Here is a 26,905-nt window from a genome sequence, read left to right as displayed (position 1 = left end):
GCCCCCGTTATCGAGTTGTTACGCGGGATCGGTCGCCGGAGCGGGCTGCGCGTCGACGCCGGCCTCCTTGCGCTGCTGGACCGTGATCGGTGCCGGCGCCGAGGTGAGCGGGTCGAAGCCGCCACCCGACTTCGGGAACGCGATCACGTCGCGGATCGAGTCGCTGCCCGAGAGCAGCGCGACGATCCGGTCCCAGCCGAAGGCGATGCCGCCGTGCGGCGGCGCGCCGTACTTGAAGGCGTCGAGCAGGAAGCCGAACTTCTCCTGCGCCTCGTCCTCGCCGATGCCCATGATCGCGAACACCCGCTTCTGGATGTCCTCGCGGTGGATACGGATGGAGCCGCCGCCGATCTCGTTGCCGTTGCAGACGATGTCGTAGGCCCACGCCAGCGCGTTGCCGGGGTCGGTGTCGAACGTGTCGAGGTCCTGCGGCGAGGTGAACGCGTGGTGCACGGCCGTCCACGCGCCGTCGCCCACGGCGACGTCCCCCGCGGCGGTCGCGTCGTCGGCCGGCTCGAAGAGCGGCGCGTCGACGACCCACAGGAAGCTCCACGCGCTCTCGTCGATCAGTCCGCCACGACGGCCGATCTCGAGACGGGCGGCGCCGAGCAGCGCCCGGCTCGACTTCACCGGGCCGGCGGCGAAGAAGATGCAGTCGCCCGGCTGGGCACCGACGTGGGCGGCCAGGCCGGCCTTCTCCTCGTCGGTGATGTTCTTGGCGACCGGCCCACCGAGGTCACCGTCCTCCTGCACCAGCACGTACGCGAGACCGCGGGCGCCACGCTGCTTGGCCCACTCCTGCCAGGCGTCCAGCTGCTTGCGGGGCTGGCTCGCTCCCCCGGGCATCACGACCGCGCCGACGTACGGCGCCTGGAACACCCGGAACGGCGTGTCCTTGAAGTAGTCGGTGCACTCGACGAGCTCGAGGCCCATCCGCAGGTCCGGCTTGTCGGAGCCGTAGCGTGCCATCGACTCGGCGTACGTCATCCGCGGCAGCGGCACCGGGACGTCGACGCCGATCAGCTGCCACAGCGCGACCAGGATGTCCTCGGCGACGGCCAGGACGTCGTCCTGCTCGACGAAGCTCATCTCGATGTCGAGCTGGGTGAACTCCGGCTGCCGGTCCGCGCGGAAGTCCTCGTCGCGGTAGCAGCGCGCGATCTGGAAGTAGCGCTCCATGCCGGCGACCATCAGCAGCTGCTTGAAGAGCTGCGGGCTCTGCGGCAGGGCGTACCAGCTGCCCGGCTGGAGTCGCGCGGGCACCAGGAAGTCGCGCGCGCCCTCGGGGGTCGAGCGGGTCAGCGTCGGCGTCTCGATCTCAACGAAGTCGCGGGCGTCGAGCACATCGCGTGCGGCCTTGTTGACCTTGCTGCGCAGGCGGATCGCGTTGTTGGGGCCGCTGCGACGCAGGTCGAGGTAGCGGTGCTTGAGCCGCGCCTCCTCGCCGACGTCGATGTGGTCGGAGATCGGGAACGGCAGCGGAGCCGCGGCGCTGAGCACCTCGACGTCGGTGGCGACGACCTCGATGGCGCCGGTCGCGAGGTTGGGGTTCTCGTTGCCCTCCTTGCGCGCCGTCACCTCGCCGGTGACCTTGAGGCAGTACTCCGCGCGCAGCTGACCGGCGACCTCCTCGTCGCGGATCACGACCTGGACGACGCCGCTGGCCTCGCGGAGGTCGATGAACGCGACCCCGCCGTGATCGCGCCGGTTGGCCACCCACCCGGCGAGGGTGACGGTCTGGCCGACGTGCTCGGCGCGCAGAGCGCCGGCGTCCTGGGTGCGAATCACTGCTTCTTCTCCTCGGTGACGACCTGCGGTCGCAGGTCTTCGGTGGGTGGGGTCCAGGTCGCCGGGTCCGCGGCCACCTGCTCCCCCGATCGGATGTCCTTGACCTCGCCTGCGACTCCCGGGGAGCCCGGGAACCAGACGAAGGGGATGCCACGCCGCTCGGCGTAGCGGATCTGCTTGCCGAACTTCTGCGCGTTGGCCGCGACCTCGCACGGGATGCCGCGGGCACGCAGGGCGTCGGCGACGGCCGTGCTGGCGTCGCGGGTCTCCTCGTCGACGACCGCCACCAGGACGGCGCTCGGCACCGCCCGGCTGCCCGAGAGCACGCCGTCGGCGAGGAGCGGGATCAGGCTGCGCGAGACGCCGAAGGAGACCCCGACGCCGGGGTACGTTGTACGACCGTCGGACGCGAGGGCGTCGTAGCGTCCACCGCCGCCGACCGACTTCAGTCGCTCGTACCCCTCCATGAAGATCTCGACGACGGTGCCGGTGTAGTAGTCCAGGCCCCGCGCGATGCGCAGGTTGGCCTCCACGGTGACGTGACGGTGGCCGCCGGCGGCGCACCCCTCGACCACGGCAGCCAGCTCGGTCAGGCCCTCCTCGAGCAGGTCGTCCTCGACCCCGAGCTTGCGCACCTGCTCGACGAACGACGTGTCGGAGACGCGGATCGTCGCGAGCTCGAGGCAGCGCTGGGCCTGCTCGGGCGTCGCACCGGCGTCACTCACCAGGAGCGCCGCGACCCGGTCGGCCGGCAGCTTGTCCAGCTTGTCGATGGTGCGGATGGCGGCCGTGACGTCCGCGAGGCCGAGGCCACGGTAGAAGCCCTGGATCAGCTTGCGGTTGTTGAACTGGAAGCTCACCGGCGGGATCGGCAGCGCGTCGAGCGCGTCGACCATCACCCGCATCACCTCGACGTCGTGGTGGAAGGGCAGCACGTCGACGCCGACGATGTCCACGTCGGCCTGGGTGAACTGGCGGTAGCGACCCTCCTGCGGCCGCTCCCCCCGCCAGGCGGGCTGGATCTGGAAGCGCCGGAAGGGGAACTCGAGGTGGCCCGCGTGCTCGAGCACGTAGCGGGCGAACGGCACGGTGAGGTCGAAGTGCAGACCGAGCCCCGAGTCGCTGTCGCCGTCGCCTGCCTGGAGCCGGCGCAGGACGTAGATCTCCTTGTCGATCTCGCCGCCCTTCGCGAGTCGGTCCAGCGGCTCGACGACGCGGGTCTCGATGTTGGCGAAGCCGTGCAGCTCGAAGGTGCGCGAGAGCGAGGCGACCACCTCGCGCTCGACGACACGGGCGGCAGGCAGGAGCTCGGGGAAGCCCCCGAGCGGGGCGATCTTGTTGGCCATCAGAGGTCCTGCAGGTAGGGGTTGGTCGCGCGCTCCCGGCCGATCGAGGTCTGCTCCCCGTGACCCGGGAGCACGACGATGTCGTCGGCCAGCGGCAGCACCTTGCTCGCGAGGCTGCGCAGCATCGTCGGATGGTCGCCGCCCGGCAGGTCGGTGCGCCCGATGGAGCCCGCGAACAGCAGGTCACCCGAGAACATCACCTCGGAGATGTCGTCGGTCGGGTACGGCGAGCGGAAGGTCACCGAGCCCTCGGTGTGGCCCGGGGTGTGGTCGACGACGAACCGCAGGCCCGCCAGCTCCAGCTCCTGGGTGTCCTTGAGCTCCTGGACGTCGTCCGGCTCGGCGAAGCGGTAGTCGCCCCCGAGCAGCATCTGGGTGGTCTCGGGCGACATGCCCGCCATCGGGTTCGCGAGCAGGTGCCGGTCGGCCGGGTGGATCCAGGCGGTGGCGTCGTACGTGCCGGCGACCGGCGCGACGCACCACATGTGGTCGACGTGCCCGTGGGTGACCAGCACCGCGACGGGCTTGAGCCGGTGCTCGCGGACCACCTCGGCCACGCCGTCCGCGGCGTCCTTGCCGGGGTCGATGACGACGCACTCGGTGCCCGGTCCGGTGGCGGCGACGTAGCAGTTGGTGCCCCACGGACCCGCGGGGAAGCCGGCGATCAACACTCCGGCACACTATCGAGCCCGTGCGTGCGGCGTCGCACCGGCATCTGGGCTCCGGCTCGACGACGGCCGGACCTGACTAGCATGGGCGTCGACGACCAGCAGCGAGCGCGCTAGCGAGCGGAGTGAGCAGTGACCAGCCACGATTGGGGCCGCGTCGACGACGACGGCACCGTCTACGTCAAGACCGCCGAGGGCGAACGGTCCGTGGGCCAGTACCCCGAAGGATCGCCCGAGGAGGCTCTGACCTTCTTCACCGAGCGCTTCGCCGCGCTCGCGTTCGAGGTCGAGCTGCTCGAGAAGCGGGTCGCGAGCGGGGTGATGTCGCCCGAGGAGGCGACCGCGTCGGTGCGCACCGTGCGGGAGCAGGTTGCCTCGGCCAACGCCGTCGGCGACCTGGCGTCCCTGACCGCGCGGCTCGACGCGCTGGAGCCGGTGCTGGAGCAGCAGCGCGAGGCCCGCAAGGTCGAGCGCGCGCAGCGCGCCGCCGAGGCCCGCGACGGCAAGGAGCGGATCGTCGCCGAGGCGGAGACCCTCGCCGAGGGGTCCGACTGGCGCAACGGCGCCAACCGGATGCGCGACCTGCTCGACGAGTGGAAGGCACTCCCCCGCATCGACCGGTCGTCCGACGACGCGCTCTGGCGCCGCTTCTCGACCGCACGGACGGCGTACACGCGGCGTCGGAAGGCGCACTTCTCCGAGCAGCACGAGAAGCGGGACGCGGCACGGGCGATCAAGGAGCGGCTCGCGACCGAGGCCGAGGGCCTGGCCGCCTCGACGGACTGGGGTGGCACGGCCGGCCGCTACCGCGACCTGATGCGCGAGTGGAAGGCCGCAGGCCCGGCCCCGCGCGATGTCGACGAGGCGCTCTGGAAGCGCTTCCGCGGGGCCCAGGACACCTTCTTCGGGGCCAGGGACGCGGCCGCCGCCGAGCAGGACGTCGAGTTCGCCGCGAACGCCGAGGTCAAGGAGGCGCTGCTCGTCGAGGCGGAGAAGCTCGTGCCGGTCACGGACCTCGACGCAGCGAAGCGGGCGTTCCGCGACATCGCCGATCGCTGGGACGCCGCGGGCAAGGTCCCGCGCGACCGGATGAAGGACCTCGAGGCCCGCATCCGCAAGGTCGAGTCGGCGATCCGTGGGGTCGAGGACGAGCAGTGGCAGCGCTCCGACCCCGAGAAGTCAGCGCGCGCCGACGACATGGTCAGCAAGCTCGAGGCGGCGATCGCCAAGGTCGAGTCCGACCTGGAGAAGGCCCGGGCGGCGGGCAACGACAAGTTGGTCAAGGAGCTCGAGGAGAACCTCGAGTCCCGCCAGTCCTTCCTCGAGATGGCCAAGCGCGCCTCGGCGGACTACTCCGGCTGAAGGGTTGAATCGAGACTTCTGACGCTTGAATCGAGAGTTCTGGCGGTCAGAAGTCTCGATTCAAGCGTCAGAAGTCTCGATTCAACGTCTACTGGGTGACGCGGTAGGCGTCGAAGACGCCGGGGACGGACCGAACTGCCTTGAGGACGGTGTCGAGGTGCTTGGCCTCGGCCATCTCGAAGGTGAACCGGCTCTTCGCGACGCGGTCGCGCGAGGTCGAGAGGTTGGCGCTGAGGATGTCGACGTGGGCGTCCGAGAGCGCCATCGTGATGTCGGAGAGCAGCCGGGCCCGGTCCAGCGCCTCGACCTGGATGTTGACCAGGAAGCTGGACTGACCGGTCGGCGCCCACTCGACGTCGAGCAGCCGCTCGGGCTGCGACTGGAGGCTGGCGGCGTTGGTGCAGCTCTGCCGGTGCACCGAGACTCCCCCGCCCTTGGTCACGAACCCGAGGATCGGGTCCGGCGGCACCGGGGTGCAGCACTTGGCGAGCTTGACCCACACGTCCGGTGCACCCTTGACGATGACGCCGGAGTCCCCGCCCGGCTGGGCCTTGGCCCGGCCACGGCGGCCGGTGATCGTGACGCCCTCGGCCAGGTCCTCGGCCGCGCCGCCGTCGCCGCCGTGCACGTCGATCACCCGGCGTACGACGGCCTGCGCGCTGAGGTTGCCCTCGCCGACGGCGGCGTACAGGGCGGAGACGTCGGCCAGCTTGAAGTGGACCGCGGCCAGCATCAGCGACTCGTGGGACATCAGCCGCTTGAGCGGCAGCCCCTCCTTGCGCATCAGCTTGGCGATCTGTTCCTTGCCGCGGTCGATCGCCTCCTCGCGCCGCTCCTTGGTGAACCACTGGCGGATCTTCGAGCGCGCGCGGGGGGACTTCACGAAGCCCAGCCAGTCGCGCGACGGTCCAGCCGTCGGTGACTTCGAGGTGAAGACCTCGACGACGTCGCCGTTCTCGAGCCCGGACTCGAGAGGCACCAGCCGGCCGTTGACCCGCGCACCGATGGTGTGGTGGCCGACCTCGGTGTGCACGGCGTACGCGAAGTCGACGGGCGTCGCTCCGGTCGGCAGCGCGATCACGTCGCCGCGCGGCGTGAAGACGTAGACCTCGGCCCGGTTGATCTCGAAGCGCAGCGACTCCAGGAACTCGCCCGGGTCCTCGACCTCGTTCTGCCAGTCGAGCAGCTGGCGCACCCAGGTCATGTCGTCGACGTCGCCGGGACGGTCGGTGTCGACGCCGTTGCGGCCGTCCTCCTTGTACTTCCAGTGCGCCGCAACGCCGTACTCGGCGCGACGGTGCATGGCGTACGTGCGGATCTGCAGCTCGACCGGCTTGCCCTGCGGTCCGATGACCGTCGTGTGCAGCGACTGGTACATGTTGAACTTCGGCATCGCGACGTAGTCCTTGAACCGCCCGAGCACGGGGTTCCACCGCGAGTGCAGTACGCCGAGGACCGTGTAGCAGTCGCGGTCGTCCTCGACCAGGACCCGGATGCCGACCAGGTCGTAGATGTCGGAGAACTCCCGGCCGCCGACGATCATCTTCTGGTAGATCGAGTAGTAGTGCTTGGGCCGGCCGGTGACGGTGCACTTGACCTTCGCCTCGCGCAGGTCGGCGTCGACCTGGTTGATCACCTCGGCCAGGAACTGGTCGCGCGAGGGCGCGCGCTCGGCGACCATCCGGACGATCTCGTCGTAGATCTTGGGGTGCAGGGTCGCGAACGCGAGGTCCTCGAGCTCCCACTTGATGGTGTTCATGCCGAGCCGGTGGGCCAGCGGGGCGTAGATGTCGAGGGTCTCGCGGGCGACCCGCTCCTGGGTCTCCTGGCGCACGTAGCGCAGGGTCCGCATGTTGTGCAGCCGGTCGGCGAGCTTGATGACGAGCACCCGGATGTCGCGCGACATCGCGACGATCATCTTGCGGATGGTCTCCGCCTGCGCGGAGTCGCCGTACTTGACCTTGTCGAGCTTGGTGACGCCGTCGACCAGCTGCGCGACCTCGTCGCCGAAGTCCTGGCGCACCTGCTCCAGCGTGTACGGCGTGTCCTCGACCGTGTCGTGGAGCAGGGCCGCGGCCAGCGTCGACTCGGTCATGCCGATGTCGGCGAGGATGGTGGTGACCGCGAGCGGGTGCGTGATGTACGGATCTCCCGACTTGCGGGTCTGAGTGCCGTGCATCTTCTCGGCCGTCAGATAGGCGCGCTCGAGCAGCGCCAGGTCGGCCTTGGGATGGTTGGCGCGCACCGAGCGGAAGAGCGGCTCCAGCACCGGGTTGGCGGTCTGTCCGCGGGTGCCCATCCGGGCCAGGCGCGCACGCATGCTGCGCGTCGAGGGACCGGGCTCCGACGCGCGGCGCGGGCCTGCCGGGGCCGGCGCGGTCGTGCTCTCCTCGGTCACTTCCTCAGTCTAGGCCGTGCGGCTAGACCGTCAGCAGTGTCGTGAGGTCCACGTCGCCGACGGCGTCGCGGCCGAGGAGGAATCCCAGCTCCATCAGCATCGCCACCGCGTGCACCGTGGCACCGCACTCGGCGACCAGCTCCATGGTGGCCTTGGCCGTCCCGCCCGTGGCCAGCACGTCGTCGACGAGCAGCACCCGGTCCCCCGGCTCCAGTGCGTCCTGGTGGATCTCGAGCGTGGCCTCGCCGTACTCCAGCGAGTAGGACACGGCGTACGTCGCGCGCGGGAGCTTGCCGGCCTTGCGCACCGGGACGAACCCGACGCCCAGCGCCAGCGCCACCGGGGCACCCAGGATGAAGCCACGCGACTCCATGCCCAGCACCTTGTCGACGACCGGACGGCCGTCCGCGTCGCGACCCGCGGCGGCCAGCGCGCCGACCACCGCGGTGAGCGCGACGTGGTCGGCCAGGAGCGGGGTGATGTCCTTGAAGAGGATCCCGGGCTCGGGGAAGTCGGGGACGTCCGCGATCAGCGCGAGCGCTGCCTCCAGCCCTGGTCCGGGCTCAGTCATCGCGGACGGTCACTTCTTCTCGCGCTTGGACTTCGACTGCCGCGACGGCTGCTGCCGCCCGGCGGCCCTGCTCTCCCGCACCGGGCCGCGCGCCTCGGGCGCGATCCGGCCGCGACCGGCCGCCTCCGGCGCCCGCTGCGTGGAGGTCGGCGCCGCCGGTCGCGAGACAGGCGCACCCTCTCCGAGGTCGCCCTCGGCCTCGTCGAGCACACCGGGCTCGTCGGCCACCGGCATGTCCTCGGTGAAGGAGGGCACGGTGGCGTAGCGGTCCGCGTCGCGACGCTCGCGGGCCTTGGCCCGCTTGTCGGCGAGCTTGACCTCCGACTCCGTGGACTTCATCTGCACCAGCACGCGCGGGGCGATGAAGACGGAGGAGAAGACACCGGCGGCCATGCCGACGAACTGCGCGAGCGCGAGGTCCTTCAGCGAGCTGGCACCCAGCTGGACGGCACTCACGTAGAGGATGGCGCCGATCGGGATGAGCGCCACGATCGAGGTGTTGATCGAGCGGACCAGCGTCTGGTTGACGGCCAGGTTGGCGGCCTGCGCGTAGCTCTGGCGGCTCGACCGCAGGTCGTGGGTGTTCTCCCGGATCTTGTCGAAGACGACGACCGTGTCGTACATCGAGAAGCCCAGGATCGCGAGCAGGCCGGTCACGGCCGCCGGCGTCACCGGGAACCCGGACAGCGAGTAGACGCCGATGGTCAGCGCGATGTCGTGGAACAGCGCGATCAGCGCCGCGACCGACATCTTCCACTCCCGGAAGTAGCCCCAGATGAAGAGGACGACCAGGGTCAGGAAGATGCCGACGCCGATGATGGCGCGCTTGGCGACCTCCTTGCCCCAGCTGGCGCCGACCTCGGTCTTCGAGACGTCGTCCCCGCTCGCGCCGGTGACGTCCTTGATGATCGCCCGGACCTTCAGGTCGTCCGCCGCGCTGACGTTCTCCATCTGGACGATGAGCCCGTCGGTGCCCGCGGTCGTGACCTGCGGGGACGAGACGCCGCCGGCGGGCGAGTCACCGATCTCCGAGGCCAGCTCGTCCGCGGTCGACTGGCTGGCGACGTCGGAGGACAGGTTCGAGACGGTGTACTCCGTGCCGCCCGTGAATTCGATGCCGAAGTTCATCCCCTTGACGAGGATGACCAGGATCGCCACGCCCACCAGGGTGCCGGAGATGGTGTACCAGAGCGCGCGGTGCCCGATGAAGTCGTAGGACTTGCGGCCCTGGTAGAGGTCGTTGCCGAGCCGTGAGAACTTGCCCATCAGGCCTTACCTCCCGAGGCGACGCGGTCGATGCCGAGCGTGTTGGCGCTCAGACCGGACAGCTCGCCGCCACCGTTGAAGAACTTGAACCGTGCCAGGAACGTGACCATCGGCTTGGTGAACCAGAAGAGGATCGCCAGGTCGATGAGCGTCGAGAGGCCCAACGCGAAGCCGAAGCCCTTCACGGCTCCGGTCGCGAACAGGTAGAGCACCGCGGCCGAGAGGAGCGAGACCACGTTGGCGGCGAGCCGGGTCTTCTTGGCGCGCACCCAGCCCGTCTCGACGGCGACCCTCATCGACCTGCCCTCGCGCATCTCGTCTCGGATGCGTTCGAAGAAGATGATGAAGGAGTCGGCGGTGACACCCACACCGATGATCAGGCCGGCGATGCCGGGCAGGGTCAGCGTGAAGCCGGCCGTGTGGCCGAGCAGGAGGACCAGACCGTAGGTGATGGCAGCCGCGGTCAGCAGCGAGGCCAGCACGACGAGGCCGAGTCCCCGGTAGTAGACGAGGCAGTAGCCCATCACCAGGATCAGACCCAGGAGACCCGCGGTCAGACCCGCCTGGAGCTGGTTGCCGGCGAGAGACGGGCCGATCTCCTCGACCTGGGTGCCGTCGCGGTCGAAGGAGATCGGCAGCGCGCCGAACTTGAGGCTCGTGGCCAGGCTCTCGGCGGAGGTCTTGTTGAAGCTGCCGGTGATCTGGGCGTTGCCATCGGGGATCCGGCCGTTGAAGGTCGGGGCCGAGATGACCTGCCCGTCGAGGACGACCGCGAACTGCTGCTCGCTGCCGGCCATCGAGTCGGACAGGTCGGCGAAGACGTTCTTGCCGTCCCCGCCGAGGGTCAGGTTGACCTGCCAGGCGACCTGGCCCTGCGGCACGCCGGCGGACGCGTCCTTCAGGTCGGTCCCCTCGATCGCCGCCGGCGAGAGCAGGTACTTCGTCGCCGCGTCGTCATCGGTGCCGCAGGTGACGAGCCAGGTGGACGGGTTGTCCTCGGGCAGCTTCGTGCTGGGGCAGGTGTACGCCGCGAAGGCGTCGATCGCCTCCTGCGGCGGCGCCGTGATGAACGCCAGGGCTTCCTTGGCGCTGGCGCCGACGGTGCCCTGGGAGTCGCTGGGCGTCGCGGTCGGCGTACCGCTCGGGGAAGCGGACTCGCTCGGGCTCGCCGACGTCGACGGCGCGGCCGCCTGCTGCTTCTTCTTGGCCTTGTCGTCGGCCGTGAACGCCGGGCGGTTCTTCGGCGTCGCGGTCGACTTGCCCTTCGGCTTGGCCTTGTCCGAGGACTTCGGGGTCGCGGAGGGCGAGGCCGGCAGCGTCACGCCGACACCGGGCTCCGAGGTCGCGCTCGGGTCCGCGCTGGGGTTGGTCGGCGTCGCCGCCGACGCGCACGGTCCGGGCACGGCGGTCGTGCACGCGACCGTGCGGAACCGCAGCTGGGCCTGCCGGTTGACCGTGTCGAGGAGCGAGTTGTCGGTGTCGCCGGGGACCTCCACCACGATGTACTGGCTGCCCTGGGTCGTCACCTCCGCCTCGCTGAAGCCGGTGGCATTGACCCGGCTGTCGATGATGGCGGCAGCCTCGTCGAGGTTCTCCTGGCTCGGGTTGCCGTTGGCGGTCAGCGTGATCCGGGTGCCGCCCTGGAGGTCGAGCCCGAGGGCCGGCTTCCAGTTGCCGCCGATGGCGACGAGGCCGAAGAGCACGGCGATCCCGATCGCGAAGACGACCAACGTGCGGCCCGCGTGGGCAGCTGCGTTGCGTGCCATGTCAGTTCTTCTCCTCAGGGTCGGCGCCGTAGGCGTCCGGCTCGTCGTTCTCCGGCTCGAGGTCGCCCTCGTCCTCGTACTGGTGGATCTTGTTGCCGACCGCGGCCCGCGCCACCTTGATGACGACGCCCTCGGCGATCTCGACCAGGACGTGGTCGTCCGCGACCTCGCGCACGGTGGCGTAGACCCCCGACGTCAGCATGACCTCGTCGTCCACGGACAACGAGGACTGCATGCTCCTGAGTTCCTTCTGCCGTCGAGACTGCGGCCGGATGATGAAGAGCCAGAAGAGCAGAACGATGCCGACGATCGGCAAGAACTCCACGACGAAAAGACCTCTCGAGCAGAAAGCAGGGGCGCCGGAGCCCTGGCGGGCCGACCGACGGGCAAGTGTAACCAGCGAGGTGGCCCGGATCACCAACCCGGGGCACCCCCCTAGTACGACGCTCAGCCGTCGAACAGAGTTCCGTCCGACTCGGTGGGGGGTGCTGCCGTCGGCACGGCGAGGCCGAGGTGCTGCCAGGCGGCCGCCGTCGCGACCCGGCCCCGCGGCGTACGGGCCAGGAAGCCGTTGCGCACCAGGAAGGGCTCGGCGACCTCCTCGACGGTCTCGCGCTCCTCGCCCACGGCCACGGCCAGGGTCGAGATGCCCACGGGACCGCCCCCGAATCGGCGGCACAGGGCGTCGAGCACACCCCGGTCCAGCCGGTCCAGGCCGAGCGCGTCGACCTCGTAGAGGTCGAGTGCGGCACGGGCCACCTCGATCGTGACGACGCCGTCGGCCTTCACCTGCGCGTAGTCGCGGACCCGGCGCAGCAGGCGGTTGGCGATGCGTGGGGTGCCTCGGGAGCGCGAGGCGATCTCGGCGGCACCGTCGGCCTCCAGCTCGACGCCGAGCAGTCCGGCGGAGCGGTGGATGATCAGGTCGAGCTCGTGGGGCTCGTAGAACTCCAGGTGGGCCGTGAACCCGAACCGGTCGCGCAGCGGCCCGGGGAGGAGCCCGGCGCGGGTGGTGGCGCCGACGAGCGTGAACGGCGGGATGTCGAGCGGGATCGCGGTCGCGCCCGGTCCCTTGCCGATGACGACGTCGACCCGGAAGTCCTCCATCGCCATGTAGAGCATCTCCTCGGCCGGCCGCGCCATCCGGTGGATCTCGTCCACGAAGAGCACGTCGCCCTCGTTCATGCCGGAGAGGATGGCGGCGAGGTCGCCCGCGTGGGTGATGGCCGGGCCGCTGGTGAGGCGCAGGGGCGAGGTCATCTCGCTGGCGATGATCATCGCCAGCGTGGTCTTGCCGAGACCGGGCGGTCCGGAGAGCAGCACGTGGTCGGGCGCCCGCCCCCGGCGGCGCGCCGCCTCGAGGACCAGGCCGAGCTGGTCGCGGACCCGGACCTGGCCGACCACCTCGTCGAGGGTGCGCGGGCGCAGCGCTGCCTCGATGGTGCGCTCGTCACCGTCGGCCTCGGCCGCGGTCAGCGACGCGAGGTGCACCTCCTCCGCGGCGGCCAGGTCGTCCTCGTGCACGCTCAGGCCTTGCTCAGCGTGCGCAGGGCGGCGCGCAGCAGCGCGCCGACGTCAGGGGTGGGGCCGGCCTCGGGCGCGACAGCGTCGACCGCCTTCTCGGCGTCGCGCGTCGTCCAGCCCAGGCCCATCAGGCCCTGGTGCACCTGCTCGCGCCACGACTCGGTCGAGGCGGCCGTCGCCGGCCGACCCCCGGTGGGGGCACCGATCCGGTCCTTGAGCTCCAGGATGATCCGCTGGGCGCCCTTCTGGCCGATGCCGGGCACCCGGGTCAGCGTCTTCACGTCGTCGGACGCGATCGCGCGGCGCAGGTCGTCCGGCGCGAGCACCGCGGTGATCGCCTGGGCGACCTTGGGACCCACGCCGGACGCCGTCTGCACGAGCTCGAAGATCTGCTTCTCGTCCTCGTCGACGAAACCGAAGAGGGTCAGCGAGTCCTCACGGACGACCATGCTGGTCGGCAGTGTGGCGGTGTGCCCGGGGCGGAGCGTGGCGAGCGTGCCCGGGGTGCACATCAGCTCGAGGCCGACTCCCCCGACCTCGAGGACGGCGCTGGAGAGCGTGACGGCGGCGACCTGGCCGCGGACGAAGGCGATCAACGGGTCCTCCCGATCGTCGGTCGAGCCTGTCGAGCCCCGGCGAGCGCGGCGTCGATGCGGGCCTGGGCGCCCCCGCGCCAGATGTGGGTGATGGCGAGGGCCAGGGCGTCTGCGGCGTCCGCCGGCTTCGGCATGGCGTCGAGCCGCAGGATGCGGGTCACCATCGCGCCGACCTGGGTCTTGTCGGCGCGGCCGTTGCCCGAGACCGCGGCCTTGACCTCGCTCGGGGTGTGCAGCGCGACGGGCAACCCGCGCCGTGCTGCGCAGACCATCGCGATGCCGCTCGCCTGCGCCGTACCCATCACGGTGCTGACGTCGGAGCGTGCGAAGACCCGCTCCACGGCGACGGCGTCCGGGCGGTACTCGTCGAGCCAGGCGTCGATGCCCTTCTCGATCGTCACCAGGCGCTCCGGCACCGGGAGGCTCGAGGAGGTGCGCAGCACGTTGACGTCGACCAGGGACAGCGGCCGCCCGACCGAGCCCTCCACCACGCCCATGCCGCAGCGGGTCAGCCCGGGGTCGATCCCCAGCACGCGCATCGTCAGCCCTTCCGTCCGAACACCTGTTCGGAGGCAACGCTAACCGGCCGCCCTCCCGGTCACCGGCAGGACACGCCCGATTTCGTCACGCGTCGATGGACTCGAGCACGTCGTCCGGGATGTCGGCGTTGCTGTAGACGTTCTGCACGTCGTCCAAATCGTCGACGGCGTCGACGAGGCGGAAGACCTTGCCGGCGACGTCGACCTCGGCGACCGGGATGTCCATGGTGGCGACGAACTGGACCTCGGCGGAGTCGTAGTCGATCCCGGCCGCCTGGAGCGCCGTGCGTACGGCGACGACGTCACCGGACTCCGACTGGATCTCGAAGCTGTCGCCGTGGTCGTTGACCTCCTCGGCGCCCGCGTCGAGGGTCGCCTCGAGGATGTCGTCCTCGGTGACCTCCCACGGCTTGCCGCCGCGCTCCTGGCTCTTCTCGACCACCACGACGCCCTTGCGGGTGAAGAGGCGCGAGACGGAGCCGGGGTCGGCCATGGTGCCGCCGTTGCGGGTGACCGCGGTGCGGACCTCCATCGCGGCGCGGTTGCGGTTGTCGGTGAGGCACTCCACCAGCAGGGCGACGCCCTGGGGGCCGTAGACCTCGTACATGATCGTCTCGTAGTCGACGCCGCCGCCGTCGAGGCCACCGCCGCGCTTGACCGCGGAGTCGATGTTCTTGTTGGGCACCGACTGCTTCTTCGCCTTCTGGACGGCGTCGTAGAGCGTCGGGTTGCCGGCGAGGTCGGGGCCGCCCATCTTGGCCGCGATCTCGATGTTCTTGATCAGCTTGGCGAACAGCTTGCCGCGCTTGGCGTCGATCGCGGCCTTCTTGTGCTTCGTGGTCGCCCACTTGGAGTGGCCAGACATCCGTCCCTCTTCTACTCAGCCTTGGACCAGGTCCACGAACAACCGGTGGACCCGGGAGTCACCACCCACCTCGGGGTGGAACGACGTCGCCATCAGCGAACCCTGACGGACCGCGACGATCCTACCCGCGGCCGGGCCGTCGTCGACACGCGCGAGCACCTCGACCTCCGGTCCGACCGCCTCGACCCACGGTGCGCGGATGAAGACCGCGTGCACCGGGCCCGTGAGACCGGCGACGTCCAGCTCGCCCTCGAACGAGTCGACCTGGCGACCGAACGCGTTGCGCCGCACGGTGATGTCGAGGCCGCCCAGCGTCTCCTGGCCGGCCGTCCCGCCCTCGATCCGGTCGGCCAGCATGATCATCCCGGCGCAGGTGCCGAAGGCCGGCATCCCCTCCTCGATGCGCTGGCGGATCGGCTCGAACAGGTCGAAGGTGCGGGCGAGCTTCGCCATGGTCGTCGACTCGCCGCCCGGGATCACCAGCCCGTCGCACGCCGCGAGCTCCGTCGTACGACGCACGGTGGTCGCCCGGACCCCGAGCCCCTCGAGCATCCGCACGTGCTCACGCACATCGCCCTGCACGGCGAGCACTCCGATGGCGACGGTCACGGAGCGAGAGCCTAGGGTGCGCCCGCCGCCTGCCATCGACCGCATGCGTCCCGCCCGCACCACCACGCTCGGCGTCACGACCTGGGCGAGTCGCTGAGTCCGGGCCCTGGGGTCGCTCAGGTCAGGGTGAAGGTCACGGTGTCCGTGGTGACGTTGGCCCACGAGTCCGTGAGCCGGACGGTGAGCGTGTAGGTGCCGGCGGTGTCGTAGACCGAGCTCGTCGTCCCGTCCTCGTAGAAGACGTCCATGCCGGAGTAGGTGCCCGTGCTGGCCGGCTGGTACGCCGCACAGCCCGTGACCCACGAGCCCGCCCAGCAGCGCACCGTCGAGCCGACCGTCCGTTGCAGGATGTACTCGGCGGCGATCGTCGACGCGTCCGACATCGTCCCGCAGAGGATGATTCCCGTCGTCGTGCAGCCGGTCGCCCCCGTGAGGAACGTCTGGAAGGCCGCCCTGGTGCGCGTGGTCCCGTCCGGCGCCCGGATGTCCGCGACGGGCGGCACCGTCTCGCCGCAGGTGGGCTGGGCTCCCGCGTTGGCACCGGTCCTGAACTTCCAGGAGGTCGGGGCGCCGAGCCAGCTCGGCGTCCCCGTCGGGTAGCCGGTGGCCTGCACCGTGACGATCTTGTTCTGGTTGGCCGCGGTGCCGGGGTTGTAGTGCACCTGGAGCTGCTTGTTCGACCCGATGGTGGCGACGTTCGTCGTGGGGCCGGTGAGGCCCGAGACCGTGGGCGTGTAGGAGAGCGCGGGCAGCGGGGCCGCTGTGGCCGGCCACGTGAGGTTGACGCCGCGGTCGGTGCCGGTGCCTGGCGTCACCGCTGCGCAGGAGCTCCCGTCCGGCGCCGGGACGGTGTAGGCCGACACCGTGGTGCCCGAGACCGCAGTCGGGTCGGCCCAGGCGGCGAGTGTCGGCACCGTGCGCGCCTGCATGAGGACCCCTGCCGCGAGGGTGCCGCTCACGACGACCAGAGCCGTCGATGCCGCTGCTGCCCGGCCGGCGGCCCGTCCGGCTCGGTGGGTCGGCCGAGGCGGGTCACCATCGGTCGGGGGCTCGTCCGGTCGCTGGTCGGAGCGCACGATCACCGAGAGCAGGAACGCGGCGTACAGACCGAGCAGGAAGAGCCCCGGCGGCCCGGCCGCCCAACCGACGGCGTACCCCAGCCAGGGCAGGGAGAAGACGACCCTGTCAGCGTGGGTGACGACGTACGGCGTCGCGTCCGGGGTCTCGTTGGCGTCGCCCTTCAGCTGGAGGACGGCGGAGCCGTCCTGGTGCTCCACGGCCTGGATGCGGTGGGTCACCCGCTCGCCCGACTGCGTCGGCACCGACACGACCTGGCCGACCTCGAGGCTGGAGGCGTCCACGCGTTGGGCGATCGCGAGCGCACCGGTGCCGATCGTGGGCGACATCGAGCCCGACCGGAACACCAGCGGTCGGACGTCGAGCACGACCGCGGCGAGTGCAGCCACGATGCAGAGCGTCCCGACGATCGCTCCGACGGTCAGAGCGACCTGTCGAGCGGCGCCGAGGAGACGCGAGCGGCTCACGACAGGTCCGAGGTCCCGGTGAACGTGAGGACCACCGACGTCGTCGCACCCTGCAGGGCCGTGGCAGCGGCAGCCGGCAGGGTGACCTGGACGCAGACCTTCTCGCTCGCGCCGGCCGCCACCAGGCGTCCGGTCGGGAGCAGCGCGCCGTTCAGCGACGTGCCCGAGCCGGCGATGGCCGTGCCGGGGCAGGTCACGGTCGGCGTCGTTCCCGAGGTCGTCGCGTCACCGGTCACCTTGACGACCAGCGCGCTGCGCAGGTCCTTGCCGTCGGCGTTCGTGGCGGTGCCGCTGGCCGTGTACTTGAGCGGAGCGGTGCCGCTGTTGGCGATCGTGAGCACAGCCGCCGTCGAGTTCCCGGGCACCATCGCGGACAGGTTCAGCGTCGTGTAGCCGGTGACGTTGTCGCTGCCGTTGGTCTTGAGGTCGATCGTCCCGGCCGTCAAGGTCGTCCCGCTGACGGTGGCCGAGTCCGTCCAGTACGCGAAGGTGCCGGTCGCGCCGACGGACAGCACCACGCCCAGGCTCAGCGCCGCGCGGATCCGGGCGGACCCCGGTCCACGGCTCGCTCGTCTCTTCCCCATCGTGTGCTCCCCTCGACCCGGTCAGCCGGCCTGCGCCGGCGACGGGGTGATCCGGACCTGGACCAGGTCCCGGCTCCCCATCGACTCGTTGCCCGAACGCGGGTCCAGGTCGACCCGCACCCGTACCCGCCGTACGTCTCCCGAGGCCATCGGCAGCTCCAGGGCCGGCCCGTCGTCGCGCGCGCCCACCGGCACCCACCCCTGTCCGGAGCTCACCGCGAAGTGGAGTCCCCCGGACTCGGGGCCGTCGGTGCCATTGACCTGCACCGCGACCACGGCCGGCGCCCCGCTCTGGTTGCGCACCAGGAACGTCCGCGTCATCTCGTCACCGGGGACCAGCGCGACGTGCCGCGGGAACAGCGGGCCGACGAGCGAGCGGGTCCAGGTGTGCCCGTCGCGGCTCACGGCGACCGGCGACCACGTGTCCGCCGCCGATGTCGGCGGCGGCACCACCAGGAGCGTCCCGCTCGTGAGCGTCACCGCGACCGTCATCGTGCGCTGCCACCTCATGACCGACCACTCCCCCCATGGCTGCGTCGCCGCTCGACCAGCGCTCCGCGGACCTGCACCAGCCCGTAGCCGACCAGCCCGAGCACGAGGAGCCCGGTCAGCAGGCCACGCTGGTCGCCGGTGAACAGGGCGCCGGCGTACCCGAGGTAGGGCACGGCGTACCAGACCTCGCCCTTCAGCTGCTCCGGGACCACCCAGTCCGGGTCCGCCACGTCGTTCGCGTCGCCCTGGGTGCGCCAGCGGACCGCGCCCGTGCCGTCGTAGCCGATCGTCACCACCCGGTGCGTGACCACCGTCGGATCCCCGGAACGCTGCTGGTAGGTGATCACGTCGCCGAGCGCCACGTCGGCGGGGTCGCCCGACCGGACCACCACCAGCGTCCCCGGCGGAAGGCCCGGGCGCATCGACCCGGTCTCGATCACGTACGCCGTCCCGCCGGCGAGCCGCGGGACCACCACGGCGACGACCAGGACCGCCCCGGCCGCCAGGATGACGAACCAGGCCGCGACCTGACCGACCCAGCCGAGCGCACCCGTCCGGCGGTGCCCACCCACCGAGGTGGGCACCGTCCGCTCCGGGGTGGTCGCGACCATCGGACTACGACGGGTCGTGCGTCTGCGTGGCCGTGAACGTGAGGTCGTCGAGCGTCGCGCTCACCGACTTGGTGTTGTCCGCGGTGACACCCGACGGGAACGGCACGGTCACCGTGACCTGCACCGTGTAGGTGCCCGGGTTCGTGATGGGCGCGTACGCCGCACCGTCGACCTTGAAGGTCGCGGACGCCCCGCTGAGCGCGGCCTCGAGGTTCGCGTCACCACCGGGGCCGGCGAACGACGCGCTGCCGAGTGCCAGCGTCGCACCGATGTGGTTGCCGGTCATGGTGAGCGTCGTGTTGCACACCTTGGTGAGCGTGTCCCCGGGGACGATCGTGTCGGTGCCGGGCGTGAACGCGGTGCCGCCGTCGAGCTGCCAGCCGTGCGTGCCGGCGCTCACGTTGGTCGAGCAGTCCGGCGCGCTCAGCGTGATCGTGCCGGACGAGATGCTCGCCCCGCCCACGGTCGCGGTGCCGGTCCAGTACGCCAGCGAGCCGGCCCCGCCGACCAGCAGGCTGCCTGCTGCGGCGAGCGCCAGCGCGCCCTTCGTCGCCTTCTTCATCGGATGACTCCTCCACTTGATGCGTGTGGAGGACGCACAGCCCGAGGAGTCCCCCCGATGGCTGCATCGGGGGTCGACGAGGCCCACTTGAGGCCGGGGCCGAAATGCGGCTCGGCCCGCCTCTGCGTCTAGACCGCCGGCACTACCAGCCGCGCTCGGCGAGCCGGTGCGGCTGCGGGATCTCCTCGACGTTGATCCCGACCATCGCCTCGCCCAGGCCCCGCGAGACCTTGGCGACCATGTCGGGGTCGTCGTGGAACGTCGTGGCCTTCACGATCGCCTCGGCGCGCTGCGCCGGGTTGCCGGCCTTGAAGATACCGGAGCCGACGAACACGCCCTCGGCGCCGAGCTGCATCATCATCGCGGCGTCCGCCGGCGTCGCGATGCCACCGGCCGTGAAGAGCACCACCGGGAGCTTGCCCTTCTCGGCGACCTCCTTGACCAGGTCGTACGGCGCCTGCAGCTCCTTCGCCGCGACGTAGAGCTCGTCGCCCTCGAGGGCACCGAGCCGGCGGATCTGCTTGCGGATCGTGCGCATGTGAGTCACGGCGTTCGAGACGTCGCCGGTGCCGGCCTCACCCTTGGAGCGGATCATCGCCGCGCCCTCGGTGATGCGGCGCAGCGCCTCGCCCAGGTTGGTCGCACCGCACACGAACGGGACCGTGAAGGCCCACTTGTCGATGTGGTTCTCGTAGTCGGCCGGGGTCAGCACCTCGGACTCGTCGATGTAGTCCACACCGAGCGACTGCAGCACCTGGGCCTCGGCGAAGTGGCCGATCCGGGCCTTGGCCATCACCGGGATCGAGACGGCCTCGATGATGCCGTCGATCATGTCCGGGTCGCTCATCCGGGACACGCCGCCCTGGGCGCGGATGTCGGCGGGGACCCGCTCGAGCGCCATCACGGCGACCGCGCCGGCGTCCTCGGCGATCTTGGCCTGCTCCGCGTTGACGACGTCCATGATGACGCCGCCCTTCAGCATCTCGGCCATGCCGCGCTTCACGCGCGTCGTGCCGGTGTGGGACGTGTTCTCGGGGGTGTTCTCGACCATGCCTAGATCGTAGTGCTGGCCTCGGCCAGAGCCTGCTTCCGGACCACCCACACGCGCTGGACCACGGTCACGCTCGACGCGACGGCCAGTGCCCACAGGGCGATGTACATCAGCACGGGCAGGTCGAAGATCGCGCCGAGGCCGGTCATCACCAGGATCAGGACGAGCCGGTCCGCCCGCTCGGCGATGCCGACCTTGACGTTGAAGCCGAGGGTCTCGCCGCGCGACCGGGCGTACGACGTGACGCCGCCCATCAGCAGGCAGACGAGGCTGAGCACCAGGTAGAGCCGACTCGGCTCCTCCCACGCGAAGTAGAGGGCGAGACCGATGAAGATCGCGCCGTCGCCGAGGCGGTCGAGCGTCGAGTCCCAGAACGCGCCGAACTTGCTCACCCGGCCCGTCGTGCGCGCCATGTAGCCGTCGAGCAGGTCGCTGAACACGAACGCGGTGATCACCAGGACGCCGGTCAGCAGCTTGCCCTGCGGGAAGAACACCAGAGCCCCGGCGCAGACGCCGAGCGTCCCGACCAGCGTGACGGCGTCGGGGCTGACGCCGAGGCGGATCAGGAGGTGGGCGACCGGGGAGATGACCTTCGTGAAGAAGGCGCGGAAACGTTCCATCATGGCGGCAGCAGGCTACCGGTCCCTCAGACCGCCTGCGGAACCGCCTGCGGACGGTCGAGCACGGGCTCGAAGGCCAGCTCAGCGGCGCCGATCAGCGGCGAGTCGTCGCCCAGCCGGGCCGAGCGGATGACCGTGTCGGCGCGCGGCGACATCAGGCTGCTGCTCTCGAAGGACTCGACGACCCTCGTCTCCGCGGCGCGCCAGACCTGGGCCAGGCAGCCGCCCAGCACGACGACCTCGGGGTTGAAGAGGTTGACGATCGCGCGGATCCCGACGCCGCACCACTCGGCGACGCCGTCCACCGCTGCTGCGGCGCGGGCCTCACCGGCCTCGGCCGCTGCGATCACCTCGGCCACCGCCGGCGGTCCGCCGCCGGTGAGCCGTCCGGCGTTCTGCAGCAGGACGTTCTCGCCGACCTTCATCTCCCAGCAGCCGACCGCACCGCAGCGGCACTCCGGTCCCTGGCTGTCGACCTGCATGTGGCCGACCTCGCCGGCGTACCCACGTGCGCCGGTGAGCGGGCGACCGCCCACCAGGAACCCACCGCCGATGCCGACGCTGGCGCTGAGGTAGGCGACCTCGGAGTAGCCGACGGCAGCGCCTCGGATGTGCTCGGCGAGCACCCCGAGGTTGGCGTCGTTGGCCGTCGAGACGGGCCGGCCGAGCCGGGTCGCGAGCAGCTCGGTGAAGGGCTCGTCGTACCAGCCCAGGTTGGGTGCGAAGCGCACCAGACCGTCACTGGCCCGCACCGCTCCGGGGACGGCGGCGCCGATCCCGAGGCAGCGTCGGTGCTGCGAGGCCGACAGGGTCTCCTCGATCATCTGGGCGACCGACTCGACCACGTGGGCGACGTCGTGCTCACCCCGCTGGTGGCCGCGGGTACGGCGGTCCAGGACCTCGCCCCCGAGGCCGACCAGTGCCACGGCGATCCGGTCGACCCCGACGTCGACGGCGACCACCACGTTGTCCTCGCTGGGGACCACGAGGTGCGAGGGTCGCCCTCGCCCACCCACCACCGCCGTCTGCTCGGTGACCAGGCCGAGCGACTGCAGCTCTCCGGTCAGCGCGCCGATCGTGCTGCGGTTGAGCCCGAGCTGCTTCGTGAGCACCGCTCGGGTGGTCGGTCCGTGCGTGTGCACCGTCTGGAGGATGGCGCGCAGGTTCGCGCGCCGCAGCTCCTCGGTGCCGACGCCGGTGGGGGTGGGCATGGGGCTAGACCCGTCCGGATGCCTGGGCGCGTCGCCGGCTGAGGGCGTCAACGGTCGCGGCCAGCAGCAGGACGATGCCGGTCACGATGAAGACGATGCCCGCGGGCTGGTTCAGCAGGCCCATGCCGTTGGCCACGGCCGCGATCACGAGACCACCGATGACGGCGTCCGTGATCTTGCCCTTGCCACCGAAGAGGCTGGTGCCACCGATGACGGCAGCGCCCACGGCGTACAGCAGGGTCGACTGACCACCGGTCTGCGGTGAGACCGAGTTGGTCCGGCTGGCGATCAGGATGCCGCCCAGGGCCGCGACCGACGAGCACATCATGAAGCAGGAGACCTTGGTCCACGCCACGTTGATGCCCGCCCGACGGGCTGCCTCTGCGTTGCCACCGACGGCGTAGATGTGCCGACCCCACGAGGTGCGGCTCAGCAGGTAGCCGAGCACCACGACGAGGATGAGGATCACCAGGACGACGTTGGGCACGCCCTTGATCGACTTCAGCGTCGGATTGGGGCTCCGCTCGGCGGACAGGAACGCGACGAAGGCGAAGACCGCGATCGCAAGGGCGCCGGTCTTGATGCCCCACAGCAGCATCGGCTGTGCGACGAGGCCCTGCTGGCGTCGACGCGACGTCGAGATGAAGGTCGCGAGCCCGTAGCCGGCGACCGTCACCACCGCGAGCGTCCAGCCCAGCCACAGCGGCATCGCACCGTTGTTGAGCTTGAGGACGAAGTCGTTGCGGTAGCCGATGGTGCCGCCCTCGCCGATGATCTCGAGGATCACGCCCTGGAAGCCCAGGAACGCCGCGAGCGTCACCACGAACGACGGGATGCCGACCTTCGCGATGAACAGACCCAGGCACAGGCCGATGAAGGTGCCGGTGAGGATCGCGGTGAGGAGCGCCAGCCCCACGTTCCAGCCGTGGTTGCTGAGCGTCACGCCGAGCACGGCCGCGGAGACGCCACCGGTGGTGCCGGCCGACAGGTCGATCTCGCCGAGCAGCAGCACGAACACCAGGCCCATCGCGATCACCATGACGCCGGACGACTGGCCGATCAGGTTGGCGAAGTTGAGCTTGGTCGGGAAGGTGTCGGGCCGCAGCGCGGCGAAGACGAGGACCAGGGCGACGAGGCCGAGGATCGCCGGCAGCGAGCCGACGTCGCCGCCGCGCACCTTGGCGACGTAGCCGCTGACGATGCCGCTGAGGCCGGTCTGCTCCTGCTCGTCCTGAGCCGTGGTGGTGCTCATCGCTCGCCGCCGTTCTTCTCGGAGGCGCCGGTGGTGATCAGCTCGACCACCTCGCCTCGGGTGACCTCGTCCTTGCGCACCTGGGCCACCAGCTGGCCGAGGTAGAGGACGGCGATGTCGTCGGCAACCTCGAACACGTCGTTGAGGTTGTGGCTGATCAGCACGACGCCGAGGCCGCGGTCGGCCAGGCGCCGGACCAGCAGCAGGACCTGCTCGGTCTGCGCCACACCGAGAGCCGCGGTCGGCTCGTCGAGGATGACGACCTTGGAGTTCCACAGGACGGCGCGCGCGATCGCCACCGTCTGCCGCTGGCCACCCGACAGGGCGGCCACCTGGGTGCGCACCGACTTGAGGGTGCGCACGGAGAGACCGTCGAGCGTCTCCCGCGCACGGGTCTCCATCGTGGTCTCGTCGAGACGCAGGCTGGAGCCCATCTCGCGACCGAGGAACATGTTCTGGACGACGTCCAGGTTGTCGCACAGCGCGAGGTCCTGGTAGACGACCTCGATGCCGAGGGAGTTCGCGTCCTTCGGGCCGTGGACGTGGACCGGCTGGCCCTCGAAGTAGTACTCGCCCTCGTCGAAGGCGTGGATGCCGGCGATGCCCTTGATCAGGGTGCTCTTGCCGGCACCGTTGTCACCGACCAGGGCAGTGACCTGGCCCGGTCGTACGTCGAGGTCGACGCCGCGCAGCACGTGCACGGCTCCGAAGCTCTTCTGGATGCCCCGCAGGCTCAGCAGCGGCTGATCAGTCGCTGCTCGTGTTGCCTGCTCGGTGGCTGGGACGGACACAGGGATCTCCTCCGCCGGTGGGTTGATGGTCCGGGCAGCACACCATGGCGCGCCCGAACATGGAAAAGGGGCTCGGGGACCCGGTCCGGTAGGACCGGGCCCCCGAGCTGGATGTCGGCGTTACTTGATGCCGGCGGCCGTGCAGTCCTTCGCGAACTCGTCGACGCAGATGTCCGCCGCGGAGGCGAAGCCGTCGTCGATGACGCTCTGGACCTTGTCCTTCGTGATCCACACCGGGACGGCGAGGGCGGACGGGACGTCCTTGCCCGTCTCCGTGTCCTTGACCGAGCCGGTCGCCAGAGCGGCGGCGGCGTCGGTGTCACCGTTGATCAGCGCGATCGCCAGGTCCGAGGCCGTCTTGGCCTCGAGGTCGGTGTTCTTGTACACCGTGCCGCACTGGTTGCCGGCGAGGATGTTCTGCAGACCCTCGGTGGAGGCGTCCTGACCGGTCACCGGGACGGTGCCCGCGGTGCCGTTGTCCTTCATGCGGGCGATGATGCCGCCGGCCATCGTGTCGTTGGCCGACACCACGCCGTCGATCTTGCCCTTGTTCTGGGTGTACAGCTGCTCGTAGGCGTCGCCGGCCTTCGTGGCGTCCCAGAAGCCGCTCTGGTCACCGACGAGGGTGTAGTCGCCCGAGTCGATCTTCGGCTTGAGGGCCTCTTCGTAGCCGGACTTGAACAGCGCGGCGTTGTTGTCGTTCGGGTCGCCGTTGATGTAGATGATGTTGGCCTTGGTCTTGCCGGCCTCGTCGAGGCAGGCCTGGAGACCCGTACCCATCAGCTTGCCGACCTCGACGTTGTCGAACGACACGTAGTACGACGCGCCGCCACCCAGGGTGAGCCGGTCGTAGTCGATGCTCTGGACACCGGCGTCGGTGGCCTTCGACAGGCACGCCTTGCCGGACTCGGAGTCCAGGTTGACGATCATCAGCACGGTCACGCCGCCCGAGATCATGCTGTCGCAGAGCTGACCGAACTTGGCGGTGTCACCGCCGGCGTTCTGGATGTCGTAGTCGACACCCGCAGCCTTGAACGCAGCCTCCAGGCTGGGGCGGTCGTTGGCCTCCCAGCGCGGCGACGTCGTCGTGTCCGGCAGGATCACGCCGACCTTGCCGTCGGCCTTGCCGCCACCGCTGCCGGTGTCGCCGTCGCTGCCGCCCGCCGAGTCGGACCCGCCACACGCTGCAAGGGCACCGAACGCAAGCGCGCCCACTGCCACCAGGGACGCGAAGCGCGCACCCTTATTCCTGACCATTTCCTCGACCTCCATGGTTCGGATCAACCGTGACCGACGTCATGTGATCGCGGTCACGGCTTATGTTGTCCGGCACAACATACTGAGGGAGCACAGGCTCGGCAAGCGCCTGCCCACCCCGCGTTTTGTTGCACGTTCAAACCAAGTGCAGCCCCGCCTGAGCGTGACCGAATCGTAATCTGGCGGACTGGTCCGGTACGGCGACGAAACCCGGCCGACCCGCCTCCGACACCCGACCGACACGCGCCCCAGCGCGACGGGCGCGCCGCCAGGTCCAGATCGGGGGTGCACTGTGACCGCGATCACCGGGTATGTTGTGGGCGGCAACATACCCGGCGGCTTTTCGGCCCCCACGGGGAGTTGATCTCGACTTTGTTGGATGACCAAACGAAATCGCGCTGGAGGCCCGACACCATGACCACATCCACGAACGGCAGCTACGCCCCCACCCGTGAGGACAAGTTCTCCTTCGGTCTCTGGACCGTCGGCTGGCAGGGCGTCGACGTCTTCGGCGGCGCGGTGCGCCCGGAGCTCGCGCCGGCCGAGGCGATCCACCGCCTGAGCGACCTGGGCGCGTACGGCGTCACGTTCCACGACAACGACGTGTTCCCGTTCGACGCCGACCCGGCGACCAGGGAGAAGCACCTCGCGCCGTTCCGCAAGGCGCTCGAGGAGACCGGGCTCGTCGTCCCGATGGTGACGACGAACCTCTTCTCGCACCCCGTCTTCCGCGACGGCGGCTTCACCAACAACGACCGCGACGTACGCCGGTTCGCGATCCGCAAGGCGGCCGACCAGGTGGACCTGGCCGCCGAGCTGGGGGCCACGCTGTTCGTCGCGTGGGGCGGCCGCGAGGGCGCCGAGTCGGGCGCCGCCAAGGACGTGAAGACCGCCCTGGACCGCTACGCCGAGGCGTTCAACACCCTCGGGGCCTACGTGCTCGAGCAGGGCTACGACATCCGGTTCGCGATCGAGCCCAAGCCCAACGAGCCGCGCGGCGACATCCTGCTGCCGACCATCGGGCACGCGCTCGCCTTCATCAACGAGCTGGACCACCCGGAGCTGGTCGGCCTCAACCCGGAGACCGGGCACGAGGAGATGGCCTCCCTCAACTACGCGCACGGCCTGGCGCAGGCGCTGTGGCACGGGAAGCTCTTCCACATCGACCTCAATGGCCAGACCGGCCCGCGCTACGACCAGGACCTGCGCTTCGGTGCCGGCAACGCGCGTGGTGCGTTCTGGACCGTCGACATCGTCGAGAACGGTGGCTACGAGGGTCCGCGGCACTTCGACTACAAGCCGCCGCGGACCGAGGACATGGACGGCGTCTGGGCCTCGGCCGAGGGCTGCATGCGCAACTACCTGATCCTGCGCGAGAAGGTGCAGGCCTTCCGGGCCGACCCCGAGGTCCAGCAGGCGCTCAAGGACGCGCGCGTCGACCAGCTCGGCGTCCCGAGCCTGGCCGCCGGCGAGACCGTCGCCGACCTGCGCGCGGAGTCGTTCGACCCCGACGCGGCCGCCCAGCGCGGCATGGCGTTCGAGCACCTCGACCAGCTCGCGCTCGAGTACCTGTACGGCGTCCGCTGAGCTAGACCGACGGACGATCTGGCTGGACACGCCTCGTTCCCCAGC

Annotated in this window: 26 protein-coding genes; 2 read left to right on the top strand and 24 right to left on the bottom strand. The window is 70.5% G+C overall.

Annotated features, from left to right (window positions below):
- Positions 1-18 precede the first annotated feature (18 nt).
- From aspS to ASC77_RS24515, 3 genes are read right to left on the bottom strand one after another with little or no spacing between them, the layout of a single operon-like run.
- On the bottom strand, positions 19-1,788 hold the full coding sequence (aspS, locus tag ASC77_RS24525; RefSeq protein WP_056159456.1) for an aspartate--tRNA ligase: 1,770 nt from the start codon (positions 1,786-1,788) through the stop codon (positions 19-21).
- Positions 1,785-3,134, bottom strand: a complete 1,350-nt coding sequence (hisS, locus tag ASC77_RS24520; protein WP_056159454.1) for a histidine--tRNA ligase — start codon at positions 3,132-3,134, stop codon at positions 1,785-1,787. The genes aspS and hisS overlap by 4 nt, the downstream gene beginning before the upstream one ends.
- Positions 3,134-3,805: an MBL fold metallo-hydrolase gene (locus ASC77_RS24515; protein WP_056159451.1), complete on the bottom strand. Its 672-nt coding sequence runs from the start codon at positions 3,803-3,805 to the stop codon at positions 3,134-3,136. Before ASC77_RS24515 ends, hisS begins: the two co-directional genes overlap by 1 nt.
- Before the next feature lie 129 nt (positions 3,806-3,934).
- On the opposite strand from ASC77_RS24515, the gene ASC77_RS24510 reads away from it, so the two are divergent.
- Positions 3,935-5,164: a DUF349 domain-containing protein gene (locus ASC77_RS24510; RefSeq protein WP_056159448.1), complete on the top strand. Its 1,230-nt coding sequence runs from the start codon at positions 3,935-3,937 to the stop codon at positions 5,162-5,164.
- Positions 5,165-5,252: 88 nt separating this feature from the next.
- On the opposite strand, the gene ASC77_RS24505 is transcribed toward ASC77_RS24510, so the two are convergent.
- The 21 genes from ASC77_RS24505 to ASC77_RS24405 all read right to left on the bottom strand — a co-directional run bounded on the left by ASC77_RS24505 (position 5,253) and on the right by ASC77_RS24405 (position 25,288).
- A complete protein-coding gene (locus tag ASC77_RS24505) occupies positions 5,253-7,562 on the bottom strand; it encodes a RelA/SpoT family protein (RefSeq protein WP_414813211.1) in 2,310 nt (769 codons plus the stop codon).
- 22 nt (positions 7,563-7,584) lie between these two features.
- On the bottom strand, positions 7,585-8,133 hold the full coding sequence (locus tag ASC77_RS24500; protein ID WP_056159445.1) for an adenine phosphoribosyltransferase: 549 nt from the start codon (positions 8,131-8,133) through the stop codon (positions 7,585-7,587).
- Positions 8,134-8,142: 9 nt separating this feature from the next.
- The gene (gene secF, locus ASC77_RS24495) at positions 8,143-9,399 is read right to left on the bottom strand and encodes a protein translocase subunit SecF (RefSeq protein WP_056159442.1); all 1,257 of its coding nucleotides are present in this window, start codon (positions 9,397-9,399) and stop codon (positions 8,143-8,145) included.
- Positions 9,399-11,165, bottom strand: a complete 1,767-nt coding sequence (gene secD / locus ASC77_RS24490) for a protein translocase subunit SecD (protein ID WP_056159439.1) — start codon at positions 11,163-11,165, stop codon at positions 9,399-9,401. The genes secF and secD overlap by 1 nt, the downstream gene beginning before the upstream one ends.
- A 1-nt stretch (position 11,166) precedes the next feature.
- Positions 11,167-11,490, bottom strand: a complete 324-nt coding sequence (yajC, locus tag ASC77_RS24485) for a preprotein translocase subunit YajC (protein ID WP_056159436.1) — start codon at positions 11,488-11,490, stop codon at positions 11,167-11,169.
- A gap of 122 nt (positions 11,491-11,612) precedes the next feature.
- On the bottom strand, positions 11,613-12,695 hold the full coding sequence (gene ruvB / locus ASC77_RS24480) for a Holliday junction branch migration DNA helicase RuvB (RefSeq protein WP_056159432.1): 1,083 nt from the start codon (positions 12,693-12,695) through the stop codon (positions 11,613-11,615).
- A complete protein-coding gene (ruvA, locus tag ASC77_RS24475) occupies positions 12,692-13,285 on the bottom strand; it encodes a Holliday junction branch migration protein RuvA (RefSeq protein ID WP_056159429.1) in 594 nt (197 codons plus the stop codon). Before ruvA ends, ruvB begins: the two co-directional genes overlap by 4 nt.
- A complete protein-coding gene (ruvC, locus tag ASC77_RS24470) occupies positions 13,282-13,815 on the bottom strand; it encodes a crossover junction endodeoxyribonuclease RuvC (protein WP_235547962.1) in 534 nt (177 codons plus the stop codon). Before ruvC ends, ruvA begins: the two co-directional genes overlap by 4 nt.
- A gap of 94 nt (positions 13,816-13,909) precedes the next feature.
- Positions 13,910-14,689 (bottom strand): YebC/PmpR family DNA-binding transcriptional regulator, encoded by a 780-nt coding sequence (locus tag ASC77_RS24465; RefSeq protein WP_056159423.1) that lies wholly within the window; start codon positions 14,687-14,689, stop codon positions 13,910-13,912.
- Positions 14,690-14,704: 15 nt separating this feature from the next.
- Positions 14,705-15,298, bottom strand: coding sequence for a pyridoxal 5'-phosphate synthase glutaminase subunit PdxT (pdxT, locus tag ASC77_RS24460; protein WP_268788444.1), 594 nt, complete (start codon positions 15,296-15,298; stop codon positions 14,705-14,707).
- A 116-nt stretch (positions 15,299-15,414) separates the two neighbouring features.
- The gene (locus tag ASC77_RS26385) at positions 15,415-16,842 is read right to left on the bottom strand and encodes a signal peptidase I (RefSeq protein WP_082575305.1); all 1,428 of its coding nucleotides are present in this window, start codon (positions 16,840-16,842) and stop codon (positions 15,415-15,417) included.
- Positions 16,839-17,426 carry a TasA family protein gene (locus tag ASC77_RS24450; RefSeq protein WP_082575304.1) on the bottom strand — a complete coding sequence of 196 codons (588 nt, stop codon included), beginning with the start codon at positions 17,424-17,426 and terminating at the stop codon, positions 16,839-16,841. Before ASC77_RS24450 ends, ASC77_RS26385 begins: the two co-directional genes overlap by 4 nt.
- 21 nt (positions 17,427-17,447) lie before the next feature.
- The gene (locus ASC77_RS24445; RefSeq protein WP_056159417.1) at positions 17,448-17,936 is read right to left on the bottom strand and encodes a hypothetical protein; all 489 of its coding nucleotides are present in this window, start codon (positions 17,934-17,936) and stop codon (positions 17,448-17,450) included.
- The gene (locus ASC77_RS24440; protein WP_056159414.1) at positions 17,933-18,529 is read right to left on the bottom strand and encodes a signal peptidase I; all 597 of its coding nucleotides are present in this window, start codon (positions 18,527-18,529) and stop codon (positions 17,933-17,935) included. Before ASC77_RS24440 ends, ASC77_RS24445 begins: the two co-directional genes overlap by 4 nt.
- A gap of 4 nt (positions 18,530-18,533) precedes the next feature.
- The gene (locus ASC77_RS24435) at positions 18,534-19,091 is read right to left on the bottom strand and encodes an alternate-type signal peptide domain-containing protein (RefSeq protein ID WP_056159412.1); all 558 of its coding nucleotides are present in this window, start codon (positions 19,089-19,091) and stop codon (positions 18,534-18,536) included.
- A 142-nt stretch (positions 19,092-19,233) separates the two neighbouring features.
- The gene (pdxS, locus tag ASC77_RS24430) at positions 19,234-20,142 is read right to left on the bottom strand and encodes a pyridoxal 5'-phosphate synthase lyase subunit PdxS (protein WP_056159409.1); all 909 of its coding nucleotides are present in this window, start codon (positions 20,140-20,142) and stop codon (positions 19,234-19,236) included.
- Between the two features lie 2 nt (positions 20,143-20,144).
- Positions 20,145-20,765, bottom strand: coding sequence for a phosphatidylinositol phosphate synthase (pgsA, locus tag ASC77_RS24425; RefSeq protein WP_056159407.1), 621 nt, complete (start codon positions 20,763-20,765; stop codon positions 20,145-20,147).
- A gap of 23 nt (positions 20,766-20,788) precedes the next feature.
- Positions 20,789-21,973 carry an ROK family transcriptional regulator gene (locus ASC77_RS24420; RefSeq protein ID WP_056159404.1) on the bottom strand — a complete coding sequence of 395 codons (1,185 nt, stop codon included), beginning with the start codon at positions 21,971-21,973 and terminating at the stop codon, positions 20,789-20,791.
- Positions 21,974-21,977: 4 nt separating this feature from the next.
- Entirely contained in the window at positions 21,978-23,225 is a 1,248-nt protein-coding gene (locus ASC77_RS24415; protein ID WP_056159401.1) for a sugar ABC transporter permease, read from the bottom strand.
- Positions 23,222-24,016 carry an ATP-binding cassette domain-containing protein gene (locus tag ASC77_RS24410; RefSeq protein ID WP_056159399.1) on the bottom strand — a complete coding sequence of 265 codons (795 nt, stop codon included), beginning with the start codon at positions 24,014-24,016 and terminating at the stop codon, positions 23,222-23,224. Before ASC77_RS24410 ends, ASC77_RS24415 begins: the two co-directional genes overlap by 4 nt.
- Before the next feature lie 120 nt (positions 24,017-24,136).
- On the bottom strand, positions 24,137-25,288 hold the full coding sequence (locus tag ASC77_RS24405; protein WP_235547945.1) for a sugar ABC transporter substrate-binding protein: 1,152 nt from the start codon (positions 25,286-25,288) through the stop codon (positions 24,137-24,139).
- Positions 25,289-25,687: 399 nt separating this feature from the next.
- Here ASC77_RS24405 and xylA point away from each other — a divergent pair, with 399 nt between their 5' ends.
- The gene (gene xylA / locus ASC77_RS24400; protein WP_056159393.1) at positions 25,688-26,860 is read left to right on the top strand and encodes a xylose isomerase; all 1,173 of its coding nucleotides are present in this window, start codon (positions 25,688-25,690) and stop codon (positions 26,858-26,860) included.
- Positions 26,861-26,905: the final 45 nt, after the last annotated feature.

This window comes from Nocardioides sp. Root1257 (genome assembly GCF_001425175.1).
Taxonomy (GTDB): domain Bacteria; phylum Actinomycetota; class Actinomycetes; order Propionibacteriales; family Nocardioidaceae; genus Nocardioides.
Note: the sequence above shows the minus strand (reverse complement) of the source record. Positions and strands in the feature narration are given on the sequence as shown.